We start from the raw sequence: 18,190 nt of genomic DNA, 5'->3' as shown, positions 1-18,190 counted from the left end.
CTTTCCGAGAATAGGTTAAGGAAAAATTAGTTTACGGATTTGAAGATTAAGCCCGACTACTTTTTGCTGAGCTTCTTCCAACGAAAGCCCTGTCGGGATTCCCGGGCGAAGGTGTCCTGTGGCACTCAACCAAGCCAGTTTTTGGATTTCCTGGCGCTGCTCAATGAGGGCGAGTACTTGCATTCCATGGGGGAAAGGGGAGAGTAGTTCTTCTATGGTTTTGGCATTAGTTACATTTTCTCCAAGGCCAGTAAGGAGAATTTTTACCATCAAAAAGTGCCCTGATTCATCGGGATGTATCCCGTCTTTTGCGAAAGCAAACTCGGGATTCACACTCCGCTTTTCCTCCAATTCTCTTCGCATGGGCCAGTGGAGATCGATCACCTTCCAGTGTTGGGTGTAGCGTAAGCTGACCAGCCAATCCGAGTAGATGTCCAATACATTGGCGTAGGCGGCACCTTTTCGCTCATCGTAGATCGGTGGGGTGACGTGGATGATTTCTGCTCCGGAAGATTCTATCGTCTGATGCATCCAAGCCATTCCTTTTTTAAAGGCCTCAAACCGCTCTTCTTCAAAGGGAAGGTAAATGCCATCGTTCATCCCATAATTGGCGATTACCAAATCCGGCTCGAGTTGCTCCAAAACTCGATCCAGACGCTCCCGAAGCTCAGGTCTTGGGAATTTTCCATCCGCATGACCTTCTTCCGAGAGCCCGGAGACCGTTTCGCTGGGGAGGCCTACATTGATGATTTCCAGATTTTTCTCGGGGTACTTCAAGGAAAGATAAGCGTCGAGGTAAGAAACAAACTTCCCATTGTAGGTAATGCTGTTGCCGAGAAAAACGATTCTTTTGGTGCTCTCAGGGATGGAATAGTTTTGGGTGAACCCCGCTTGCTGGAAAACAAAGAAGAACAGGAGTAAGCCAAGGACTTTGTTCATGGTCGTAAGGTATTTCCTCTAAGATAAGTCCAAAAATTCAGTTGGATGGGTAATGTATTGCTATCGTGTTTTCCAAAAGTTGAGATTACCTAACATTACAAAATCAAATTTCAAGTAGGGTAGTTTTGGAACGATTTATTTTTGGAGGCAGTTTGCCAGAAATAAGTCCTTGAATGACAGTCTACACTCGCATAGACTTTTCCTTTTCATCCAATTCCACATGGTGAATTTCAATAAAACCATCTTTCTAAAAATCTCTATAGCGGCAGTGTTTCTTCTTGGTATCTTGGGAGTGATTGCTTCTCGGTTTCCAACAAAACCCTACAAAGGCCAAGCAGAAATCTCGGTTGAAACCATAGAACCAGTAAAGTCTGACTCAGTGGAAGCCGATACCCTATTAAGGGATAGTCTGGAGCAGTTTGGGAAAACTTTCCTGGATGTACCCTACGTGTATGGAGGCACGAGTTCCAAAGGCTTCGACTGCTCGGGTTTCGTTTATTATGTCTATCAAGAATTTGGAATCAAAGTCCCTAGGACTTCCGCTCAGTTTGCTGATTTTGGCAAAGAAGTTCCAATCGAAACCGTGAAAAAGGGAGATATTCTAGTTTTTTTGAGTCCAACTCGTAATGCCATCGGACATATCGGGATCGTAACTGATCCAAAAGGAATGGAAAGCGAGTTTATTCACGCCTCCTCGAGTAAGGAAATGAAAGTGATGATTTCCAGTCTCAAGCAGCCCAGTTACACCCGTAGGTTCATCAAGGCGGTGCGAGTTATATAAGCTTAAAAATTTGAATTCGAAAGTGCAGACTCAGGCTCCACTTTTATTTTCTCCGCTCGATAGAATAGCTTACCAGGTCGCCAAGGGAGGTTTTGTAAACCGAGTCAGGAAACTCCTTCAAAATAGCCAAGGCTTCTTGGTAGAACCCGTTCATTTTTTCCTTGGCATACTCTAACCCTCCGCTTTTCTTTACAAAGTCGATTACTTCGTTGACCGCTTTTTTGTCTTCAGAGCGGTTACGAATGAGGTAAATGATTTTTCGCTTGGTCAGCCAATCTGCATTTCGAAGGGCATAGATCAAGGGAAGAGTCATTTTTTTCTCCTTAATATCTATTCCCACAGGTTTACCAATTTCATCATCTCCGAAGTCAAAAAGGTCATCTTTGATTTGGAATGCAATGCCTACTTTTTCTCCAAAAAGTCGCATTTTTTCAATTGTAGCTTGGTCACTTCCCACACTGCATGCTCCTACCGAACAGCAAGATGCGATCAAACTTGCTGTTTTTTGGCGGATAATTTCATAATAGATGTCCTCATCCACGTCGAGTTTTCGGGCTTTGTAGCTTTGCAAGAGCTCTCCTTCTGACATTTCTTTGACAGCATTGGATACGATCCGCAGCAGATCAAAATCCCCATATTCTACGCTTAAAAGCAAGCCTCGGGAGAGCAAATAGTCCCCAACCAAGACAGCAATTTTATTTTTCCAGAGTGCATTCACCGAAAAAAATCCCCTGCGGTAGTTGGCATCATCCACGACATCGTCGTGTACAAGGGATGCAGTATGGAGTAGCTCGATCAGGGCAGCGCCACGGTGCGTGGATTCATTGATTTTACCGCAAACCCCCGCCGTCAAAAAAACAAACATCGGCCGCATCTGCTTGCCTTTGCGCTTGACGATGTAATTGGTGATGTGGTCGAGGAGCTTGACCTTACTTTTCATAAAGTCCCGAAACTTATGTTCAAACTGAGCCATTTCGGACTCAATGGGGACTTGTATTTGTTTTAGGTCTAGTTTCATCAGGGTATGGTGCCGTAAAAATAATACGCTTTCCGGCACAGACAAGGGTTTATTTGACCACAGCATGTGAAACGCACTCAATTGAAAATCGTTCAGGCATTTTTTGTAATTTGTTAAGGGAGGGTTAATTCCTCCATTCACCTTAACACTCACACTATGAAGAAATTTCAAATCGAAATCAAATGGGGTATCCTCTTCATTTTATCCGGATTGATCTGGATGGTTTTGGAGAAAAGCCTCGGTTGGCATGATGAGCTGCTGGATCAGCACGCAACCTACACGATGTTTTACGCACCTATTGCCATTGCCTTGTACGTCCTGGCGCTGAGAGACAAGAAGAAAACTGATTACCAGGGAAAAATGACTTACCTCCAAGGCTTGATTTCAGGGCTGCTACTTACGCTGGTGGTGGTAATTTTGACTCCATTGAGTCAGTACATTTCGCATGAGTACATTTCACCCGAATACTTTCCAAATATCAGAAAGCTCTCAGTAGAAAAAGGTCAAATGACCCAAGAGGAAGCCGAAATGCACTTTTCTCTCATGAGTTATATTCAGCAGTCTTTGATCTTTGCTGCCTTTATGGGAGTATTGACTTCTGCAATTGTGGCGATTTTCACCAGATCAAAGCAATGACCTTCAAGACCATCCCTTCAATGAACCCTTGGGATGGTCTTTTTACTTATCTTTGAGGCCTTTTATCAACCCTGAAACCACTTGGAGGAGAACTATATCAAACATCGGTACGCTCCCATTTTGCCTAAAAAGGACGAATGGCCTGTGGTAAAATTGGCCCGGGAACGTAAAGAATTTATAAAAAGAGTTGCAGAGCTGGCAGAGTCCAAAATTCTGCTCCTGAATGGGAAAAACCCTGATATTCTTAAAGAAGAACTCGAAACTACCCTCTATCGGGAAAAACTCCGGATCAAGCAAAATCCTTGGGCTGTGGACCCGGATGATGAAGGTGAATTTTGGGGTGAGGTGAAATCAGCCCTTCTCCAAATCAACACTGATTCGGGATTGACCAAAGCCAAGCGATTGGAAGCCTATCAACAGGTGTTGAGTAAAATTACCTCTCGATATGCCGAAGAGATTGCGTCCAATTTCAAGGCTTCCCATTACAAGTTTACCCGAAGCATGGTCACTTTTGGCTTCGGCCGACTGTTGAATGCCGCACGTGTAAAGGGGTTCAAATCTATATTCAGTAACCAATACACGCTTCAGGATAAAATTCAGATTACCGGTCAGACCGATCAAATCCGGGATTTGGCTACCAAAGGCACCATTGTGATGGTTCCTACTCACTTTTCCAATTTGGACAGTATTCTGATCGGATGGATCATTTCGGTGTTGGGTATGCCGCCTTTTATCTATGGAGCGGGTCTCAATCTTTTTAATATATCCATCTTCGCCTACTTCATGAACGCCCTAGGAGCGTACAAGGTGGACCGAAGAAAGAAAAACGCGCTCTATCTTGAGACCTTGAAGACTTACTCCAAAGAGGCGATTCAATTCGGTTGCCATTCGCTTTTTTTTCCGGGAGGAACACGCTCCCGAAGTGGCATGATTGAGTCTAAGCTTAAACTCGGGCTTCTCAGTACTGCTATAGAAGCACAACGTGCCAACTACCAAAGCGGAATTCAGGATATCTCAGGTAAAGTCTTTATCGTCCCTGTGACAATCAATTACCACTTTGTCTTGGAGGCTCCGAGTTTGATTCAAGACTATTTGAGTATCACAGGACAAGAGCGCTACTACAAGGAGAATGACGAGTTTTCCACTTCTTATAAAATCTCCAAGTTTCTGTTGAAGTTCTTTACCAAGGGTTCGGACATCTCGGTTTCCATAGGTCGAGCAATGGATGTCCTTGGGAATTATGTGGATCAGGATGGAAATAGCTTAGATAAATGGGGTAGGACAATTGATACCCGAGATTACTTTGTCTCAGGAGGAAAAGTGACCGTTGATGCGCAGCGGGAAGAAGAATATACCCATATGCTGGGTAAACGGATTGTCGAGGAATTTCATAAGATCAACCGAGTATTTAGCTCACATCTGGTGGCTTTTGTAGCGTTTGAACTGATTAAAGCTAAAAACAGGAAGTTGGATATTTTCGACCTGATTCGATTGCCGGATGAGGACTTGACTCTGAATTATGAGGAATTTAAATCAGGTTGTCAGCTGGTTTTGGATAGAATTACGGAGCTCAAGGCCCAAGGTAAAATAGACATGGCTCCGCATCTAAAGAGAGATATGGATTCAGTCATCGCGCACGGACTGGACAACGTGGGGATGTATCATGCCAAGCGACCTTTGCTTAAGGATCAAAAAGGCAATATTGTCACGGAAGACATGAGCTTGCTTTATTTTTACCACAACAGACTACATGGATATGGCCTCGAAAAACTCTTCTAAACCCAAGCTGATCGGTGTAGTCGGAGTAGGGAGCTTCGGTACAGCGGTAGCCAATATGCTGGCTGAAAAAAATGAAGTCCTCGTCTATGCCCGAAAGCAAGAGGTGATTGACGAGATCAATACTGACCATACTGCTTATGGTAGAGAATTAGCTCCTTCTATTCGGGCTACCTTTTCCCCCGAGGAGCTGTGTCAATCCTGTGAAATACTGTTTTTCATGGTTCCTTCTTCCGCTTTTGTGGAGGTGACCCAGACGTTTGCGCCATTTTTACATCCATACCACTTGGTAATTCATGGCACAAAAGGCCTGGCGCTAAATCTGCCAAGCGGGGAAACCTTGGAAACTGTCAAAAAAATACAGCGAAACCAAATCATGACCATGAGCGAAGTGATCGTTCAGGAAACTGTAGCCGTGCGGGTAGGATGTTTGGCGGGTCCAAATATTTCCAAAGAACTCAGCTTAGGTCAACCAGCTGCCACTGTGATTGCCAGCAAGTACAATGAGGTGATTTTGGAAGGGCAACGACTGCTTCGATCCGAGCGATTCCAGGTCTATGGAAATTCAGATATCATTGGAGTCGAGCTTAGCGGAGTCTTGAAAAATATCATTGCCATCGCTGCAGGAGCATTGGCGGGATTGGGGTTAGGTGAAAATGCCAAAGGTCTCCTGATTTCCCGAGGGATGGTAGAGATGGTGCACCTAAGCAAGGCACTGGGAGGAAGTGTGCAGTCGGTCATTGGCTTGGCTGGTATTGGAGATTTGGTGACTACTTGCAATTCGGTGGATTCGCGAAACTTTACCGTGGGCTATCGCTTGGCGAAAGGGGAATCACTGGATCAGATTTTGGAATCAATGGAAGAAGTGGCCGAAGGGGTGAATACCATCCGAATTATTGATGCATTTATCAAAACGGTGGGGATTCGTGCGCCAATTACGGAAAATCTCCATCGGGTTCTTTTCGAAGATCTTTCTATTGAAGAAGCGCTTCAATTTCTGATGAAGTATCCCTTCAGTGTGGATGTGGACTTTGTGTAAGATTTTAGCGTATTTTCAGCTATGCAAATCCGGTATCTGACTAAGGAAGCGAGTAACAAGATTCGTGAAGAGGAGTTTTTGGCACTTACGCCTGCCGAATGATTGGTAGCTTTTTTGGAACTCAGCAGGAGAATTAACCGACTCTTTCCTTCAAAGGAGACCTTTGAAGATCGCACTAAAGGGAATTTTATCCTTGAAAAGAAAAAAGAGGGATAAACCCTCTTTTCAGTTTGCCGGTAAAAGCTTGATCAGTAGCCCGGTGCCTTCTGTAACTGCGTAGATGTAGCCGTCCGGACTCTGCGCCACTTGCCTTACACGTCCAATTCCCTGCAGTAATTTTTCCTCACCGGATGCCTTTGCTCCGTTCATTTCCACTCTTGCGATGTGGGTGGCAGCAAGGGCTGCAACCAAAATATTGCCTTTCCATGCTGGATATTTATCGGAAGTCACCATCGTCATCCCGCAGGTTGCGATGGAAGGTGTCCAGTATTTTACCGGTTGCTCCATGCCGTCCTTTTCAGTAATGTTGGTGATAGGAGTGCCATCGTAGTTGATTCCATAGGTGATCACTGGCCATCCGTAGTTTTTCCCTTTTTCCAACACATTCAATTCATCTCCACCTCTTGGGCCATGTTCTACTTCCCAAAGACGGTTGTTGGCTTTGTCAAAATACAAGCCTTGGGGATTGCGATTGCCATAGGTCCAAATGGATGGAATGGCTCCTGATGTGTTTATAAATGGATTGTCTGTTGGAATCCTTCCGTCATCATGAATCCGGTGGATCTTGCCATGGGAGTTTTTGAGATCTTGCGCATTGTTTTGGCTGCCACGCTCTCCGTTGCTGAAGTAGAGGAACTTTTGGTTGTCGAATACGATCCGGCTTCCGTAGTGAGTGCCGCCGTTCCATACGGGAGTGGTCACGATGAGCTCCTCAAAATTAGCCACTGAGTTTCCGTTTAATTTAAATCTTCCGATGGTAGTTGCTCCGCCACTGTTGACAGGCTTAGCATAGGCGATGTAAATCCATCCATTTTGAGTATAGTCAGGATGGACAGTGATATCCAAGAGTCCTGCCTGACCGTTGGTGTAGAAGGATGGAAGTCCGGTGACTTTCTGTCCGGTGTACTTGTCGTCTTTGAAAATCAGGATTTCTCCCCGTTTTTCTGTTACCAGCATTCTGCCTTCACCAATCCAAGTCGTTCCCCAAGGGTTTTGAAAACCTCTGTGAAGTGTGTCCACTTTGATGGTCATTTTGGCAGTTTTGGTGGTAAACTTCAAGTCTGGCAATGGATCCGGATCGGTTAATTGGTCAGAAGGAGTACAAACAGTGACTGTGGAAAAAAGGGCTAAAATCAAAAAGCCCAGAAAATTGCCAAATAAAATCTTCATTGGAATCGGTTTTTATGATGAGGATATAACGGCATGTTGGATCGAGTGGTTTGACGAACCGTTTGAAAATCAAGCCTCCCTGAAAAGTGTTATAACAGAAAAGAATGAAAAAAGGCCTTTTGGAGATCCCAAAAGGCCTTTTTTAGGGCATTAAGACTAATTATTGAATCGGAAGCAATTTTACCAATAGGCCTGTGGCTTCTGTGATCGCATAGATGTAACCATCCGGACTTTCAGCTACCTGACGCACTCGGCCGATTCCCAAAAGCAATTTTTCTTCAGCGATGTGCTTATTGTCCTTCAGTACCACTCTCGCAATGTGCTGCTTGGCCAAAGCGGCTACCAAGATGTTTCCTTTCCATCCTGGATATTTGTCTGAATTCACTACCGTAACTCCGCATGTGGCAATGGAAGGTACCCAATAGTGAACTGGCTGTTCCATTCCAGGTTTTTCAGTAAACTGTGTCAATTGGGTTCCATCATAGTTAATACCATAAGAGATCACTGGCCAACCGTAATTTTTTCCCTTTTCGATGATGTTGAGCTCGTCACCGCCTTTTGGACCGTGTTCAACTTCCCAAAGCGTGTTGGTTGCTTTATCGAAGAATAAACCTTGCGGATTTCGGTTTCCGTAGCTCCAGATAGATGCTTCTGCGCCTACAGAATCTACAAATGGGTTGTCTGTAGGGATAGTGCCGTCATCTTTGATTCGATGTACTTTTCCATGAGCGTTAGTCAAATCCTGAGCATTCATCGGGATGTTTCCTTTATCTCCGTTGGAGAAATACAGGAAGCCTTCGTTGTCAAATACAATTCGGCTACCAAAGTGACGTCCACCTTTCCAGGATGGCCCGGCCACGATCAGTTCTTCCTGATTTACCGCATTATTTCCTTCCAGCTTGAATCGCATGATGGTGGTTGCAGCTGTGCTATCCTCAAAATGCTTGGCATAGGCAATGTAGATCCAGCCGTTTTCAGCATGCTTTGGATGGGCAGCAATGTCCAGCAAACCCGCTTGGTTTACATTGTGGACAGGTGGAAGACCTTGGACTTTTTCTCCAGTAAATTTATCATCCTTGAAAATCAGGATTTCGCCCTTACGCTCAGTGATTAGCATTCTGCCATCGCTCAGCCAGGTCATTCCCCATGGATTTTCAAGTTCATTGTAGAGGGTGTCTACTTTAATGACCATTTTTTCGGTCTCTGTGGTAAACGCCTGTTCAGTTCCCTGTTCGGCTTCTTTTGGGCCACAAGCCGTCCAAATGGAGAGCGTTCCGGCTACCAATGCTATGGAAAGAAAATGTTTGTTTGAAGACATAGTTTTCGAATTAAGTGGCTCGAATTTAAACCTATTCTTGAAAAATCAGAATTAAGTTTTGAATGGTGGTCTCAGGAGGTGACCAAGGTCTCCATGGGGTTCATCATTCGTTCAACTTGCTCGACTAGTTCCACAGAACCAATGATGAGAGGAGTTCTTTGGTGCAGGTTTTTTGGTTGGATGTCTAAAATGCGCTGCTTCCCTTCGCTTGCTTTTCCACCTGCCTGCTCGATAATAAATGCCAAGGCGTTTGCTTCATACATCAATCTGAGCTTTCCCGAAGGATTTTTCAAAGTGGAGGGATAAAGGTAGATGCCCCCTTTGAGCAGGTTACGGTGAAAATCCGCTACCAGACTACCGATGTAGCGAGACTGCATTTTCATTTCTTTGCAAGATTGGACAAAATCAGCTATGCCTTTCTCCCATTCCAGCTGAAGTCCCTCATTGATCGAGTAGATTGTTCCAGATTTTGGAGCTTGAATATCCGGATGGGATAGGAAGAACTCGCCGAGGCTGTTTTCGTAAGTGAAGCCATTCACGCCAAAGCCAGTCGTGTAGACAAGCATGGTCGAAGAGCCATATAGCACATATCCCGCGGCCACCTGTTCGCTGCCGGGCTGCATGATGTCCTCGAGGAGGATGGGGCTGCCGATAGGAGACTTTCTACGGTAGATGGAGAAAATCGTACCGATGCTGATATTCACATCGATATTCGAGCTGCCGTCAAGAGGATCAATAGCCACCACATATTTACCCGAGTTGTTTTGAAGGTCTACGACCGCATCTTCCTCTTCGGAGACTATGGCGCAGACTTCTCCTCCTTTGCTGAGTGCGCGCATAAATCGGATGTTGGCGATCACATCGAGTTTTTGCTGTTCTTCGCCTTGTACATTGGTCTGTCCAAAAGCACCTCCGATATTGGCAAGGCCAGCGCGGTTGGTCTCACGATTGACTATCTTCGCTGCCAAGGCAATGTCACGGAGCAATTGGGAAAGCTCTCCCGAAGCAAAAGGGAAGTCACTTTGCTTAAGTTTGATGAATCGATCGAGCGTGATGCCGACCGAATACGCCAGATGGGATTGATCGGGCTGGAAGGTGGAAGTTTTCATTCTTTGAAAAGTTCAAAACTTGGGTTTATACAGTTGAAATTAGGCAATATTCTTTATGTCAAAAACTTGGATTTATAAATTTGGCGGTGCATCGGTCAAAGATACAGTTGCATTGAAAAACTTGGCAGAAATTCTCCGTAATCGATTGCGAAATAATTTGATCATTGTGGTTTCGGCAATGGGTAAAACTACCAATGCGCTAGAAGGTATCCTCACCAACAAGTTGAAAGGACTTAATTTTTCTGAGAATAGTGCAATTTTAAAATTTTTCCACCGAGAGATCTGTGAGGAACTGTTTCCGGAGGGTCACACTGTTTTTGCCCAAGTTGACAACCTATTCGCTCTTTTGGAGAATCAACTGGAAAAACCCCTTTCCCGAGACAATTACGATGAATACTACGATCAAGTGGTTTGTTTTGGGGAGCTCATTTCGTCTAAAATCGTAGCGGAGTACCTTTGTTACCAAAATTTGATCGTACTGTGGCAGGATGCCCGAGAGGTGATCCATACGGATTCTGACTTTCGCTTTGCCAAAATCAATTGGGATAAAACCCGCAAAGCCTGTCAGTCCACTTGGAAGCCCATGCTGGAAAATTTCCCGATTTTGACACAGGGTTTTATCGGCAAGGATCCAAAAGGGAAGACAACAACGCTAGGAAGAGAAGGTTCTGATTTTACTGCAGCGATCTTGGGAACGAGTTTGGATGCAGGTTCAGTCACCATTTGGAAGGATGTGCCCGGGGTCCTTAATGCCGATCCGAAGCTTTTTCCAAACACCCAAAAATTTGAAGAGCTTGGCTACCGTGAGGCTGCTGAGATGACCTATTTTGGAGCTTCTGTCATTCACCCCAAGACAATCAAGCCCTTAGCAAATGCAGGGATACCACTTTTTGTCAAGTCTTTTTTGAATCCGGATGCCTCGGGTACCAAAATCCACGAGCATGCCGCTCCACATGAAGTTCCTACGATTGTGCTTAAGAAAGAACAGATTTTGGTGAGTTTCAAAGTCACCGATTTCACATTCATAGAGGAAAAGCATATCCACCGAATCTATGAGCAGCTGCAAGCGCTGAAGCTGCGGGTAAATATGCTGCAGCTTTCGGCGATTTCAGTTTCGATTGTGATCGATGCACAGCTTTTTAAGCTGGAGCAACTGTTGGATCAACTTAAAGGGGAATTTGAAATCCGATACAACGAAGGCTTGGAACTGCTGACCATTCTGAAGCAAAAATCGGAGGAAATTCCCTCTCTTTTGGATGGGTATCAAGTCCTTTTGGAGCAGTCCACCCGAAATACTTTTCAGGCCGTTCGCAGAAAAGTCTAAGCCAAAAAGCTTTGCCTAGCTGAAGTTTTCTAACTTCAAAGAGTTAACCTAACCTTAAACCCACCTATCGATGAACTCAAGACGTGATTTTCTCCAAAAAGCAGGGCTTTCCACCCTGGCGATTAGTTTGCCTTTTGCGGATCCGCTTTCAGCCATGAATTTTGAAAAAGAAGAGAAAGTCCTCCGAGTCGCCATCATGGGATTGGGGAGCTATGGCACCCGGGTAGCCGAAGCGATGAAGGACTCCAAGCGTGCCAAACTCGTCGGAGTCATCAGTGGTACCCCTTCCAAAATCGAAACTTGGAAGCAGAAGTATGGCATCCCTGCCAAAAATTGCTATACCTACGATAATTACCACCAAATCAAGGACAATCCGGATATCGATGCGGTCTATGTGATTACGCCCAATTCATTGCATAAGCCGCATTCCATTGGAGTGGCAAAAGCTGGAAAGCACGTCATCTGCGAAAAACCCATGGCACTCAATGCCGAAGAAGGTCGGGAAATGATAGCTGCCTGCAAAGCTGCAGGAGTGCACCTGATGGTAGGCTATCGGATGCACTTCGAAGCAAAAACAGTAGAAATTGTCAAAAGACAACGAGCCGGTGAGTTTGGAAAAACACTCTTTTTCCAAGGATTGAGTGGGTTTATGATCGGTGATCCTACCCAGTGGCGACTCAATCGGGAGCTTGCAGGAGGTGGTTCTATGATGGATATCGGCGTGTACTCGATCAACGGAGCCCGATACATGCTGGGCGAGGAACCTATCTGGGTAGAGGCTCAAGAGGTTAAGACCGATCCGGTGAAGTTTAAGCAGGGAGTGGACGAGACCATTACGTTTCAAATGGGCTTCCCTTCCGGCGCGGTTGCGTCCTGTCTGTCTACCTATTCGATGAATAATCTGGATAAGTTTTTCCTTAATGGGACGAAAGGTTTTGCTGAGATGCAGCCTTCTACCGGATATGGTCCTATCCAAGCCAAAACCAATAAAGGGCCGATCGAGGCGGAACACATTACTCATCAGACCACCCAAATGGACGAGATGGCAGCCATTATTTTGGATGGCAAAAAGCCATTGATTCCTGTAGATGGTGAGGAAGGATTGAAAGACTTGGTGATTGTAGATGCGATCTACGAGGCGGTGCGGACCGGTGCAAGGATTAGCCTCATCTGACAGAGAATCTTTCCTAAGAAAGCTTCAACTGCATAAACACCAAAGTCAGCCATTTCCCAAACTTGAAAGAAACCTCAGGCATGCGGGCAGTTTCACGAAACCCCAGTCGTTCGTGGAATCGATAGCTCCCTAAATTTTCGGAATCCATGCCGGCGATCATCATGTGGTAGCCTTGTTCTTTTGCGATTTCGATCAACTTTCGCATCATTTCTGAGCCCAAGCCTTTGCCTTGGGCTTTTTCATTCAGGTAGATGGAGTGTTCAAGCGTTTTGCTGTAGCCGGGTTTTGCCCTGAATTTGCCATAAGTGGCATAGGCCAAGACCTCACCTTGTATTTCTCCCACCAGTACCGGAAATCCCTCCCTTATTTTTTCAGAAAAAATACTTTCTACCTCTTCTAATGATTTGGGATGATAGTCGTAATTGTGAGAGGTGTGAAGGATCGAATCATTGATGATTTCTCGGACGGCAGGAGCATCAGCTGGTTGGAAGGGTCGAATCAGAAAGTCCATTATTGAAAGCGATTCAGTGTTTTTTCGATTCCAGGAAGGTAGGCTGTACCAAACAGATTCAGGTGAACGAGCAGCGGATAGAGATTGTATATCCCGATTCGAGCTTCAAATCCGGGTTCCAAGGGAAGGATCGATTCATAGGCCTCGTAAAATTTTGCATCAAATCCTCCAAAAAGACGGGAAAAAGCCAGATCCATTTCCCGATGACCGAAATAAATGGCAGGATCGATCAGACAAGGTCTGCCTCCAGGTCCGCATAGGATGTTTCCGGTCCATAAGTCTCCATGAAGCAAGGAAGGTTTCTCCCTTGGGAAAAGTGATTCCAGTTTGGGATATAGGGCTTGGAATTTTTTCAGAAAATCCAAGGGGATTAATCTGTCGAAATAAGCTTTTCCCAAAAGAGGCTCAAGCCGATACTCTATAAAAAAGTCCAGCCAATCTGGTAAGAGATGATTCTTTTGAGGGAGTGATGCAATAAAATTGTCGTACTCCAATCCAAATTGAGCATGATGGTTTAGATGAAGATGGGCTAGACCCAGTCCGAGGTCTTCCCAATACTCCGGATGGGGCCGACCACTTGGAATGAATTCAGAAACTAAGTAATTGTAATCTTCAATCCGGCCTGCCCCATAGACGATAGGAACTTTTAGGAAGGTGGATTTGGAAAGAGTAGAAAGCCCTTCTGCTTCTTTTTTTAGGATATCTAACTCGTGATCAAAGTTGAGTTTAAGGAAAAATGCACCATCCGAAGTGTCCAATCTAACACCTTGGTTATGATTCCCTGCGGCAATCAGACTGGCTGCATGGAGCTGTGTCAGAGGCCCGAGTGTTTCAAAAAGTATTTGTTCGTAAAGCTGCTGCTGATCAAGCATAGAGTTGATGACTGACCTTGATTTGATCCAAGAATCCTTCAATCGCTTCGTCTAGGATTTCGTAAATCTCATCAAAACCTTCCTCTCCTCCATAGTAGGGGTCAGGCACTGGCAGTCCTTGCCATTCAGGGATAAAATTCCGCATCAGGTAGATTTCCTTATCAGCAAAATTATATCTGACTTTCAGATTATTGAGGTTTCGGAGATTGTTGTCATCCATAGCAATAATGTAGTCGAAATCTCTGAAATCCGTTCGATTGACTTGTCTTCCTCTATGATGAATGGGAAGTCCGTTTTTGATGGCGCATTTGACGGTTCGTTCGTCAGGAAGCTCTCCTATATGGAAATCTGAAGTGCCTGCACTGTCAGATTTAAACTTCTGCTCCAATCCTAAGGTCTTGATCTTGTGATTAAAAATGGCCTCGGCCAGAGGGGATCGACAAATGTTACCTAAACAAACGAATAGAACCTTAATCATACGCTACTACTAAAACGAGGCTACTTAAAATGTTAAACTAGGGCAATGAATCTACCTATTTTTGACTTGAAATAATGGAGGTTAAATTCAATTTTTTGCAAAATTTTTTTCAGGCTCTAAATCAAACCAATAATTAAATAAAAATCAAAAATCTTGAGGATTGGCTACTTTTGAGAAATGAAATTTCTCTACTTCATCTTCTTTGAATTGGTGACCAGGCTTCTGCCCATCCTGGGCTGGGTTTCTCCAAAAGTCAGCCATTTTTTGAAGGGAAGAGTCGGAATTATTGCCCAACTCCAAGAGTACAGGAGTAAAAACCCGGGAGAATTGATCTGGTTTCATGTGGCCTCCCTCGGTGAATACGAGCAAGCAAGACCGGTGATTTCCATGTTAAAGTCCCATCAGCCTGATACCAAGGTTGTCTTGAGTTTTTTTAGCCCCTCCGGCTATGACAATACCGTCAAGCGACCCAATCCTGATCTCGACTACATTACCTACCTGCCCCTTGATCGAAAAAGCTGGATGGAGAAATTTGTCTCTGTTATGAAGCCGGATCAAGTGTTTTTTGTTAAATATGACCTTTGGTACCATCTGATTTCATCGCTCAAGAACAAAGGGATTCCGAGTTACCTGATTGCAGCTTCCTTTCGCCCTAATCAGATTTACTTCTCCTGGTATGGAGGATTTTTCCGCAAAATGCTTTTTGACTTGGATTGGATTTTTACCCAAAACCGGCAAAGTCTTGATCTACTCAGGCAACACAGAATCCAACGCGTCAGCTTGGCAGGAGACACGAGATTTGACCGTGTTGCGGCCACTGCTTCTTCTCCCAAGCCATTGGAGAATATCAGATCCTGGATTGGAGATAGGCCAGTCGTCGTGGTGGGTAGCGCATGGGAAGAGGATATGAGGTTATTGATCCCTTTGATCAATTCTCGAGAAAACTACAAATGGATCATTGCCCCGCATGACCTTGACCCAGAACCCATGGATCGCTGGTCGAAGCAGATTGTACAAGCCTCCAAAAAATACTCAGGCTGGACTTCGGCTGATTCCAACTCTGTTTTGTTTATTGACAATATCGGGATGCTATCCTCTCTATATCAGTTTGCAAGGATTGCCTACGTCGGAGGAGCTTTTGGAAAAGGCTTGCATAATATCCTCGAGCCACTGGGATTTTCAGTTCCTGTGGTATTTGGTAAGGTGAAAAGAGAAAGTAAATTTCCGGAAGCTACTCAGGCTCAACAGGAGGGATGTGGGTTTTCCGTGGAAAATGAGCAACAGCTTTTCCTTGTTTTTTCTGAATTGGAAAAAGAAGAGACCTACCGAAGAGCAGCCAGTTCTGCTAAAAACTGGGTTAATTCCAATCTCGGTTCTGCTGGCCGAATTGTCACCTATATTCATTCAACCAAAAAGAGCTTATGAAAGGAAGAGTGATCAAATCCACCGGCAGCTGGTATGCAGTCAAGACAGAAGACCGAATTATTTCAGCGCGTCTGAAGGGGAAATTTAAACAGGAGGACTTAAAACTCACAAATCCCATCGCAGTAGGGGATTGGGTGGAGATGGAAAAAGAATCGGGCCAGGATACCGCAGTGATCCTGGATATTTTGCCTCGCGACAATTACGTGATCCGCAAGTCCACCCGAAAGCAACACTTTTCACACATCATCGCCAGTAATTTGGATCAGGCGATTTTGGTCATAACAATGAAAAAGCCAAGAACCTCCTTAGGATTCATTGATCGATTTTTGGTCAGTGTAGAGAGTTATGGGATTCCAGCCCTGCTCGTAGTCAATAAAATGGATCAGCTTGAGGGGGAAGATGAAGCAGAATGGCTTCGAGATATACATGAGATTTATGAACCCCTAGGCTATCCCGTTTTGGAGGTTTCGGCGCTTAAGGATCAGGATATCAGAGATAAATTTTTGCCACATATTCGGGGAAAATCAAGTCTAATCTCCGGCCACTCAGGGGTCGGTAAAAGCACCTTGCTCAATGCACTCATTCCTGGAGCAGGCCAGAATACCAAAGAAATATCAGGATACAGCGCCAAAGGAGTTCACACGACGACCTTTGCGGAGCTGTTTTTTTTGCCCGAAGGAGGAGATTTGATTGACACTCCGGGGATCAAAGAGTTTGGGATCTTGGATGTGGAGGAGTTTGAGCTTTCTCATTATTTTCCTGAAATGCGGCAGTATTTGGGTCAATGCAAATACAACAACTGCACGCATGTGAATGAACCCGGCTGTGTGGTGCTTCAAAAGCTGGACGAAGGATATATTCATCCTTACCGATACCAGAGTTACCTCAATATTCTACACGAGGAAGACAGTCACCGATGATCGGTTTGCTTAGCCCGTCATTTTGGTCTAATTTTCCTTTTTCAAAATCAAACATGAGCGAGGTACTTAATCACAAGCAGGTAGGTCAAAAAATCACCCGAATGGCCTTTGAAATTTACGAGCGCAACCTTCACTCTTCGGGTGTGGTATTCGCAGGAATCACAGGTATGGGGACCTCCCTTGCCAGCCTTTTGGCTTCTGAGTTGAGAAAGATATCTCCGTTGCAAGTTGAAGAAGTTGCTGTGATTTTGGATAAAAAGGCAGTGTCCAATTCGGAGGTAAAACTTTCACAGGCTCTCCAAGTCAGTGGGAAGACCATTATACTGGTGGATGATGTACTCAATACAGGCAAGACGCTCGTCTATGCGATGAAGCCATTTTTAGATCAGGAGATCTACAAAATGGAGATTGCAGTATTGGTCAACCGAAGCCATGGTCTGTTTCCTGTCAGACCTGATTACACCGGATACGAATTGGCGACCACGCTCAATGAACACATTCGGGTGGATTTTTCCGAAAACGAATATTCAGTTCATCTCGATTAACCATGTCTGTACACTCCTCCGCTTCTGTGAAGCGAATTACAACCCATACGCTCCAGGAGATGAAACACCGCGGTGAAAAAATCTCCATGCTGACAGCCTATGATTATTCGATGGCAAAAATCGTTGATGCTGCCGGAATGGATATTATCCTCGTTGGTGATTCAGCTTCCAATGTCATGGCAGGACATGAGACCACGCTGCCGATTACACTGGACCAGATGATTTACCATGCCTCAGCAGTAGTGCGAGCTGTGAAGCGATCCTTTATTGTGGTGGATATTCCATTTGGTAGCTACCAGGGTAATAGTTCTGAAGCATTGAGATCAGCAATCCGAATCATGAAAGAATCCGGAGCACATGCCGTCAAGGTGGAGGGAGGCTCCGAGATTAAGGAATCTGTTGTCAGAATTTTGAGCGCAGGGGTACCTGTGATGGGACATTTGGGATTGACTCCACAGTCCATATATAAATTTGGGACCTACACTGTGCGGGCGAAAGAGGAGGCAGAGGCCAATAAATTAGTGGAAGATGCCAAAATGCTGGAGGCATGTGGGTGCTTTGCGATCGTGTTGGAGAAAATCCCAGCCACTTTAGCCAAGAAGGTATCGGAGGCGGTAAATATTCCTGTGATCGGAATTGGAGCAGGTCCTGATGTAGATGGACAAGTGTTGGTCATGCATGATATGCTTGGGATTACCCAGGAGTTCAAACCCAGATTTTTGAGGCAATATGCTGATCTGCAGTCGGTGATGATGACTGCCTTTGAAAGCTATATCAAGGATGTGAAATCCAAAGACTTTCCCAGTCCTTCGGAAAGTTATTGATCTTAAAATCCACTTTATTTCAAAAAGCACCCCGAAAGAGGTGCTTTTTGCATTTAAATACGACAAATGGCGTATTTCCTAGCGATTGTGCTCGAGCTAGTTTTGATCAAAA

Annotated in this window: 18 protein-coding genes; 10 read left to right on the top strand and 8 right to left on the bottom strand. The window is 44.9% G+C overall.

Annotation, left to right across the window (positions count from 1 at the left end):
- Nucleotides 1-15: 15 nt before the first annotated feature.
- The gene (locus ACFPIK_RS11595) at nucleotides 16-939 is read right to left on the bottom strand and encodes an SGNH/GDSL hydrolase family protein (RefSeq protein ID WP_377915388.1); all 924 of its coding nucleotides are present in this window, start codon (nucleotides 937-939) and stop codon (nucleotides 16-18) included.
- A gap of 220 nt (nucleotides 940-1,159) precedes the next feature.
- Here ACFPIK_RS11595 and ACFPIK_RS11590 point away from each other — a divergent pair, with 220 nt between their 5' ends.
- Nucleotides 1,160-1,720 carry a C40 family peptidase gene (locus ACFPIK_RS11590; protein ID WP_377915386.1) on the top strand — a complete coding sequence of 187 codons (561 nt, stop codon included), beginning with the start codon at nucleotides 1,160-1,162 and terminating at the stop codon, nucleotides 1,718-1,720.
- A 43-nt stretch (nucleotides 1,721-1,763) separates the two neighbouring features.
- On the opposite strand, the gene ACFPIK_RS11585 is transcribed toward ACFPIK_RS11590, so the two are convergent.
- On the bottom strand, nucleotides 1,764-2,738 hold the full coding sequence (locus tag ACFPIK_RS11585; RefSeq protein ID WP_377915384.1) for a polyprenyl synthetase family protein: 975 nt from the start codon (nucleotides 2,736-2,738) through the stop codon (nucleotides 1,764-1,766).
- A 156-nt stretch (nucleotides 2,739-2,894) separates the two neighbouring features.
- On the opposite strand from ACFPIK_RS11585, the gene ACFPIK_RS11580 reads away from it, so the two are divergent.
- From ACFPIK_RS11580 to ACFPIK_RS11570, 3 genes are all read left to right on the top strand, one after another.
- Nucleotides 2,895-3,374 (top strand): DUF4199 domain-containing protein, encoded by a 480-nt coding sequence (locus ACFPIK_RS11580; protein ID WP_377915382.1) that lies wholly within the window; start codon nucleotides 2,895-2,897, stop codon nucleotides 3,372-3,374.
- 81 nt (nucleotides 3,375-3,455) lie between these two features.
- Entirely contained in the window at nucleotides 3,456-5,153 is a 1,698-nt protein-coding gene (locus tag ACFPIK_RS11575) for a 1-acyl-sn-glycerol-3-phosphate acyltransferase (protein WP_377915380.1), read from the top strand.
- A complete protein-coding gene (locus ACFPIK_RS11570) occupies nucleotides 5,131-6,189 on the top strand; it encodes an NAD(P)H-dependent glycerol-3-phosphate dehydrogenase (protein ID WP_377915378.1) in 1,059 nt (352 codons plus the stop codon). Before ACFPIK_RS11575 ends, ACFPIK_RS11570 begins: the two co-directional genes overlap by 23 nt.
- A 225-nt stretch (nucleotides 6,190-6,414) precedes the next feature.
- Here ACFPIK_RS11570 and ACFPIK_RS11565 read toward each other — a convergent pair whose 3' ends face one another.
- From ACFPIK_RS11565 to fbp, 3 genes are all read right to left on the bottom strand, one after another.
- Entirely contained in the window at nucleotides 6,415-7,578 is a 1,164-nt protein-coding gene (locus ACFPIK_RS11565) for a PQQ-dependent sugar dehydrogenase (RefSeq protein ID WP_377915376.1), read from the bottom strand.
- 160 nt (nucleotides 7,579-7,738) lie between these two features.
- A complete protein-coding gene (locus ACFPIK_RS11560) occupies nucleotides 7,739-8,896 on the bottom strand; it encodes a PQQ-dependent sugar dehydrogenase (RefSeq protein ID WP_377915374.1) in 1,158 nt (385 codons plus the stop codon).
- 71 nt (nucleotides 8,897-8,967) lie between these two features.
- Nucleotides 8,968-10,005, bottom strand: a complete 1,038-nt coding sequence (fbp, locus tag ACFPIK_RS11555; protein WP_377915372.1) for a class 1 fructose-bisphosphatase — start codon at nucleotides 10,003-10,005, stop codon at nucleotides 8,968-8,970.
- 55 nt (nucleotides 10,006-10,060) lie between these two features.
- Here fbp and ACFPIK_RS11550 point away from each other — a divergent pair, with 55 nt between their 5' ends.
- Both ACFPIK_RS11550 and ACFPIK_RS11545 read left to right on the top strand, forming a co-directional pair.
- On the top strand, nucleotides 10,061-11,329 hold the full coding sequence (locus ACFPIK_RS11550) for an aspartate kinase (RefSeq protein WP_377915370.1): 1,269 nt from the start codon (nucleotides 10,061-10,063) through the stop codon (nucleotides 11,327-11,329).
- Nucleotides 11,330-11,399: 70 nt separating this feature from the next.
- The gene (locus tag ACFPIK_RS11545; RefSeq protein WP_377915368.1) at nucleotides 11,400-12,503 is read left to right on the top strand and encodes a Gfo/Idh/MocA family protein; all 1,104 of its coding nucleotides are present in this window, start codon (nucleotides 11,400-11,402) and stop codon (nucleotides 12,501-12,503) included.
- A gap of 13 nt (nucleotides 12,504-12,516) precedes the next feature.
- Here ACFPIK_RS11545 and ACFPIK_RS11540 read toward each other — a convergent pair whose 3' ends face one another.
- Genes ACFPIK_RS11540 through ACFPIK_RS11530 form a run of 3 tightly spaced genes read right to left on the bottom strand, consistent with a single transcriptional unit; the run spans nucleotide 12,517 to nucleotide 14,364 of the window.
- Complete coding sequence (locus tag ACFPIK_RS11540) at nucleotides 12,517-13,014, bottom strand: GNAT family N-acetyltransferase (RefSeq protein WP_377915366.1); 498 nt, start codon at nucleotides 13,012-13,014, stop codon at nucleotides 12,517-12,519.
- The gene (locus ACFPIK_RS11535; protein WP_377915364.1) at nucleotides 13,014-13,886 is read right to left on the bottom strand and encodes a fructosamine kinase family protein; all 873 of its coding nucleotides are present in this window, start codon (nucleotides 13,884-13,886) and stop codon (nucleotides 13,014-13,016) included. The genes ACFPIK_RS11540 and ACFPIK_RS11535 overlap by 1 nt, the downstream gene beginning before the upstream one ends.
- Entirely contained in the window at nucleotides 13,879-14,364 is a 486-nt protein-coding gene (locus ACFPIK_RS11530) for a low molecular weight protein-tyrosine-phosphatase (RefSeq protein ID WP_377915362.1), read from the bottom strand. The genes ACFPIK_RS11535 and ACFPIK_RS11530 overlap by 8 nt, the downstream gene beginning before the upstream one ends.
- 177 nt (nucleotides 14,365-14,541) lie before the next feature.
- Between ACFPIK_RS11530 and ACFPIK_RS11525 the strand changes: the two genes are divergently transcribed.
- From ACFPIK_RS11525 to panB, 4 genes are read left to right on the top strand one after another with little or no spacing between them, the layout of a single operon-like run.
- Nucleotides 14,542-15,789, top strand: coding sequence for a 3-deoxy-D-manno-octulosonic acid transferase (locus tag ACFPIK_RS11525; protein WP_377915360.1), 1,248 nt, complete (start codon nucleotides 14,542-14,544; stop codon nucleotides 15,787-15,789).
- Nucleotides 15,786-16,709: a ribosome small subunit-dependent GTPase A gene (rsgA, locus tag ACFPIK_RS11520; RefSeq protein WP_377915358.1), complete on the top strand. Its 924-nt coding sequence runs from the start codon at nucleotides 15,786-15,788 to the stop codon at nucleotides 16,707-16,709. The genes ACFPIK_RS11525 and rsgA overlap by 4 nt, the downstream gene beginning before the upstream one ends.
- 53 nt (nucleotides 16,710-16,762) lie before the next feature.
- Nucleotides 16,763-17,254, top strand: a complete 492-nt coding sequence (locus tag ACFPIK_RS11515) for a phosphoribosyltransferase family protein (protein WP_377915356.1) — start codon at nucleotides 16,763-16,765, stop codon at nucleotides 17,252-17,254.
- Nucleotides 17,255-17,256: 2 nt separating this feature from the next.
- Nucleotides 17,257-18,078, top strand: a complete 822-nt coding sequence (panB, locus tag ACFPIK_RS11510) for a 3-methyl-2-oxobutanoate hydroxymethyltransferase (RefSeq protein ID WP_377915354.1) — start codon at nucleotides 17,257-17,259, stop codon at nucleotides 18,076-18,078.
- The last annotated feature ends 112 nt before the right edge of the window (nucleotides 18,079-18,190 follow it).

Source organism: Algoriphagus aquatilis, assembly GCF_042657405.1.
GTDB lineage: Bacteria > Bacteroidota > Bacteroidia > Cytophagales > Cyclobacteriaceae > Algoriphagus > Algoriphagus aquatilis.
Note: the sequence above shows the minus strand (reverse complement) of the source record. Positions and strands in the feature narration are given on the sequence as shown.

Excerpts from the sequence above, each read along its gene's own strand:
- ACFPIK_RS11595 (WP_377915388.1), bottom strand. The coding sequence starts at position 939 with ATGAACAAAGTCCTTGGCTTACTCCTGTTCTTCTTTGTTTTCCAGCAA.
- ACFPIK_RS11590 (WP_377915386.1), top strand. The coding sequence starts at position 1,160 with ATGGTGAATTTCAATAAAACCATCTTTCTAAAAATCTCTATAGCGGCA.
- ACFPIK_RS11585 (WP_377915384.1), bottom strand. The coding sequence starts at position 2,738 with ATGAAACTAGACCTAAAACAAATACAAGTCCCCATTGAGTCCGAAATG.
- ACFPIK_RS11580 (WP_377915382.1), top strand. The coding sequence starts at position 2,895 with ATGAAGAAATTTCAAATCGAAATCAAATGGGGTATCCTCTTCATTTTA.
- ACFPIK_RS11570 (WP_377915378.1), top strand. The coding sequence starts at position 5,131 with ATGGCCTCGAAAAACTCTTCTAAACCCAAGCTGATCGGTGTAGTCGGA.
- ACFPIK_RS11565 (WP_377915376.1), bottom strand. The coding sequence starts at position 7,578 with ATGAAGATTTTATTTGGCAATTTTCTGGGCTTTTTGATTTTAGCCCTT.
- ACFPIK_RS11560 (WP_377915374.1), bottom strand. The coding sequence starts at position 8,896 with ATGTCTTCAAACAAACATTTTCTTTCCATAGCATTGGTAGCCGGAACG.
- fbp (WP_377915372.1), bottom strand. The coding sequence starts at position 10,005 with ATGAAAACTTCCACCTTCCAGCCCGATCAATCCCATCTGGCGTATTCG.
- ACFPIK_RS11550 (WP_377915370.1), top strand. The coding sequence starts at position 10,061 with ATGTCAAAAACTTGGATTTATAAATTTGGCGGTGCATCGGTCAAAGAT.
- ACFPIK_RS11545 (WP_377915368.1), top strand. The coding sequence starts at position 11,400 with ATGAACTCAAGACGTGATTTTCTCCAAAAAGCAGGGCTTTCCACCCTG.
- ACFPIK_RS11540 (WP_377915366.1), bottom strand. The coding sequence starts at position 13,014 with ATGGACTTTCTGATTCGACCCTTCCAACCAGCTGATGCTCCTGCCGTC.
- ACFPIK_RS11535 (WP_377915364.1), bottom strand. The coding sequence starts at position 13,886 with ATGCTTGATCAGCAGCAGCTTTACGAACAAATACTTTTTGAAACACTC.
- ACFPIK_RS11530 (WP_377915362.1), bottom strand. The coding sequence starts at position 14,364 with ATGATTAAGGTTCTATTCGTTTGTTTAGGTAACATTTGTCGATCCCCT.
- ACFPIK_RS11525 (WP_377915360.1), top strand. The coding sequence starts at position 14,542 with ATGAAATTTCTCTACTTCATCTTCTTTGAATTGGTGACCAGGCTTCTG.
- rsgA (WP_377915358.1), top strand. The coding sequence starts at position 15,786 with ATGAAAGGAAGAGTGATCAAATCCACCGGCAGCTGGTATGCAGTCAAG.
- ACFPIK_RS11515 (WP_377915356.1), top strand. The coding sequence starts at position 16,763 with ATGAGCGAGGTACTTAATCACAAGCAGGTAGGTCAAAAAATCACCCGA.
- panB (WP_377915354.1), top strand. The coding sequence starts at position 17,257 with ATGTCTGTACACTCCTCCGCTTCTGTGAAGCGAATTACAACCCATACG.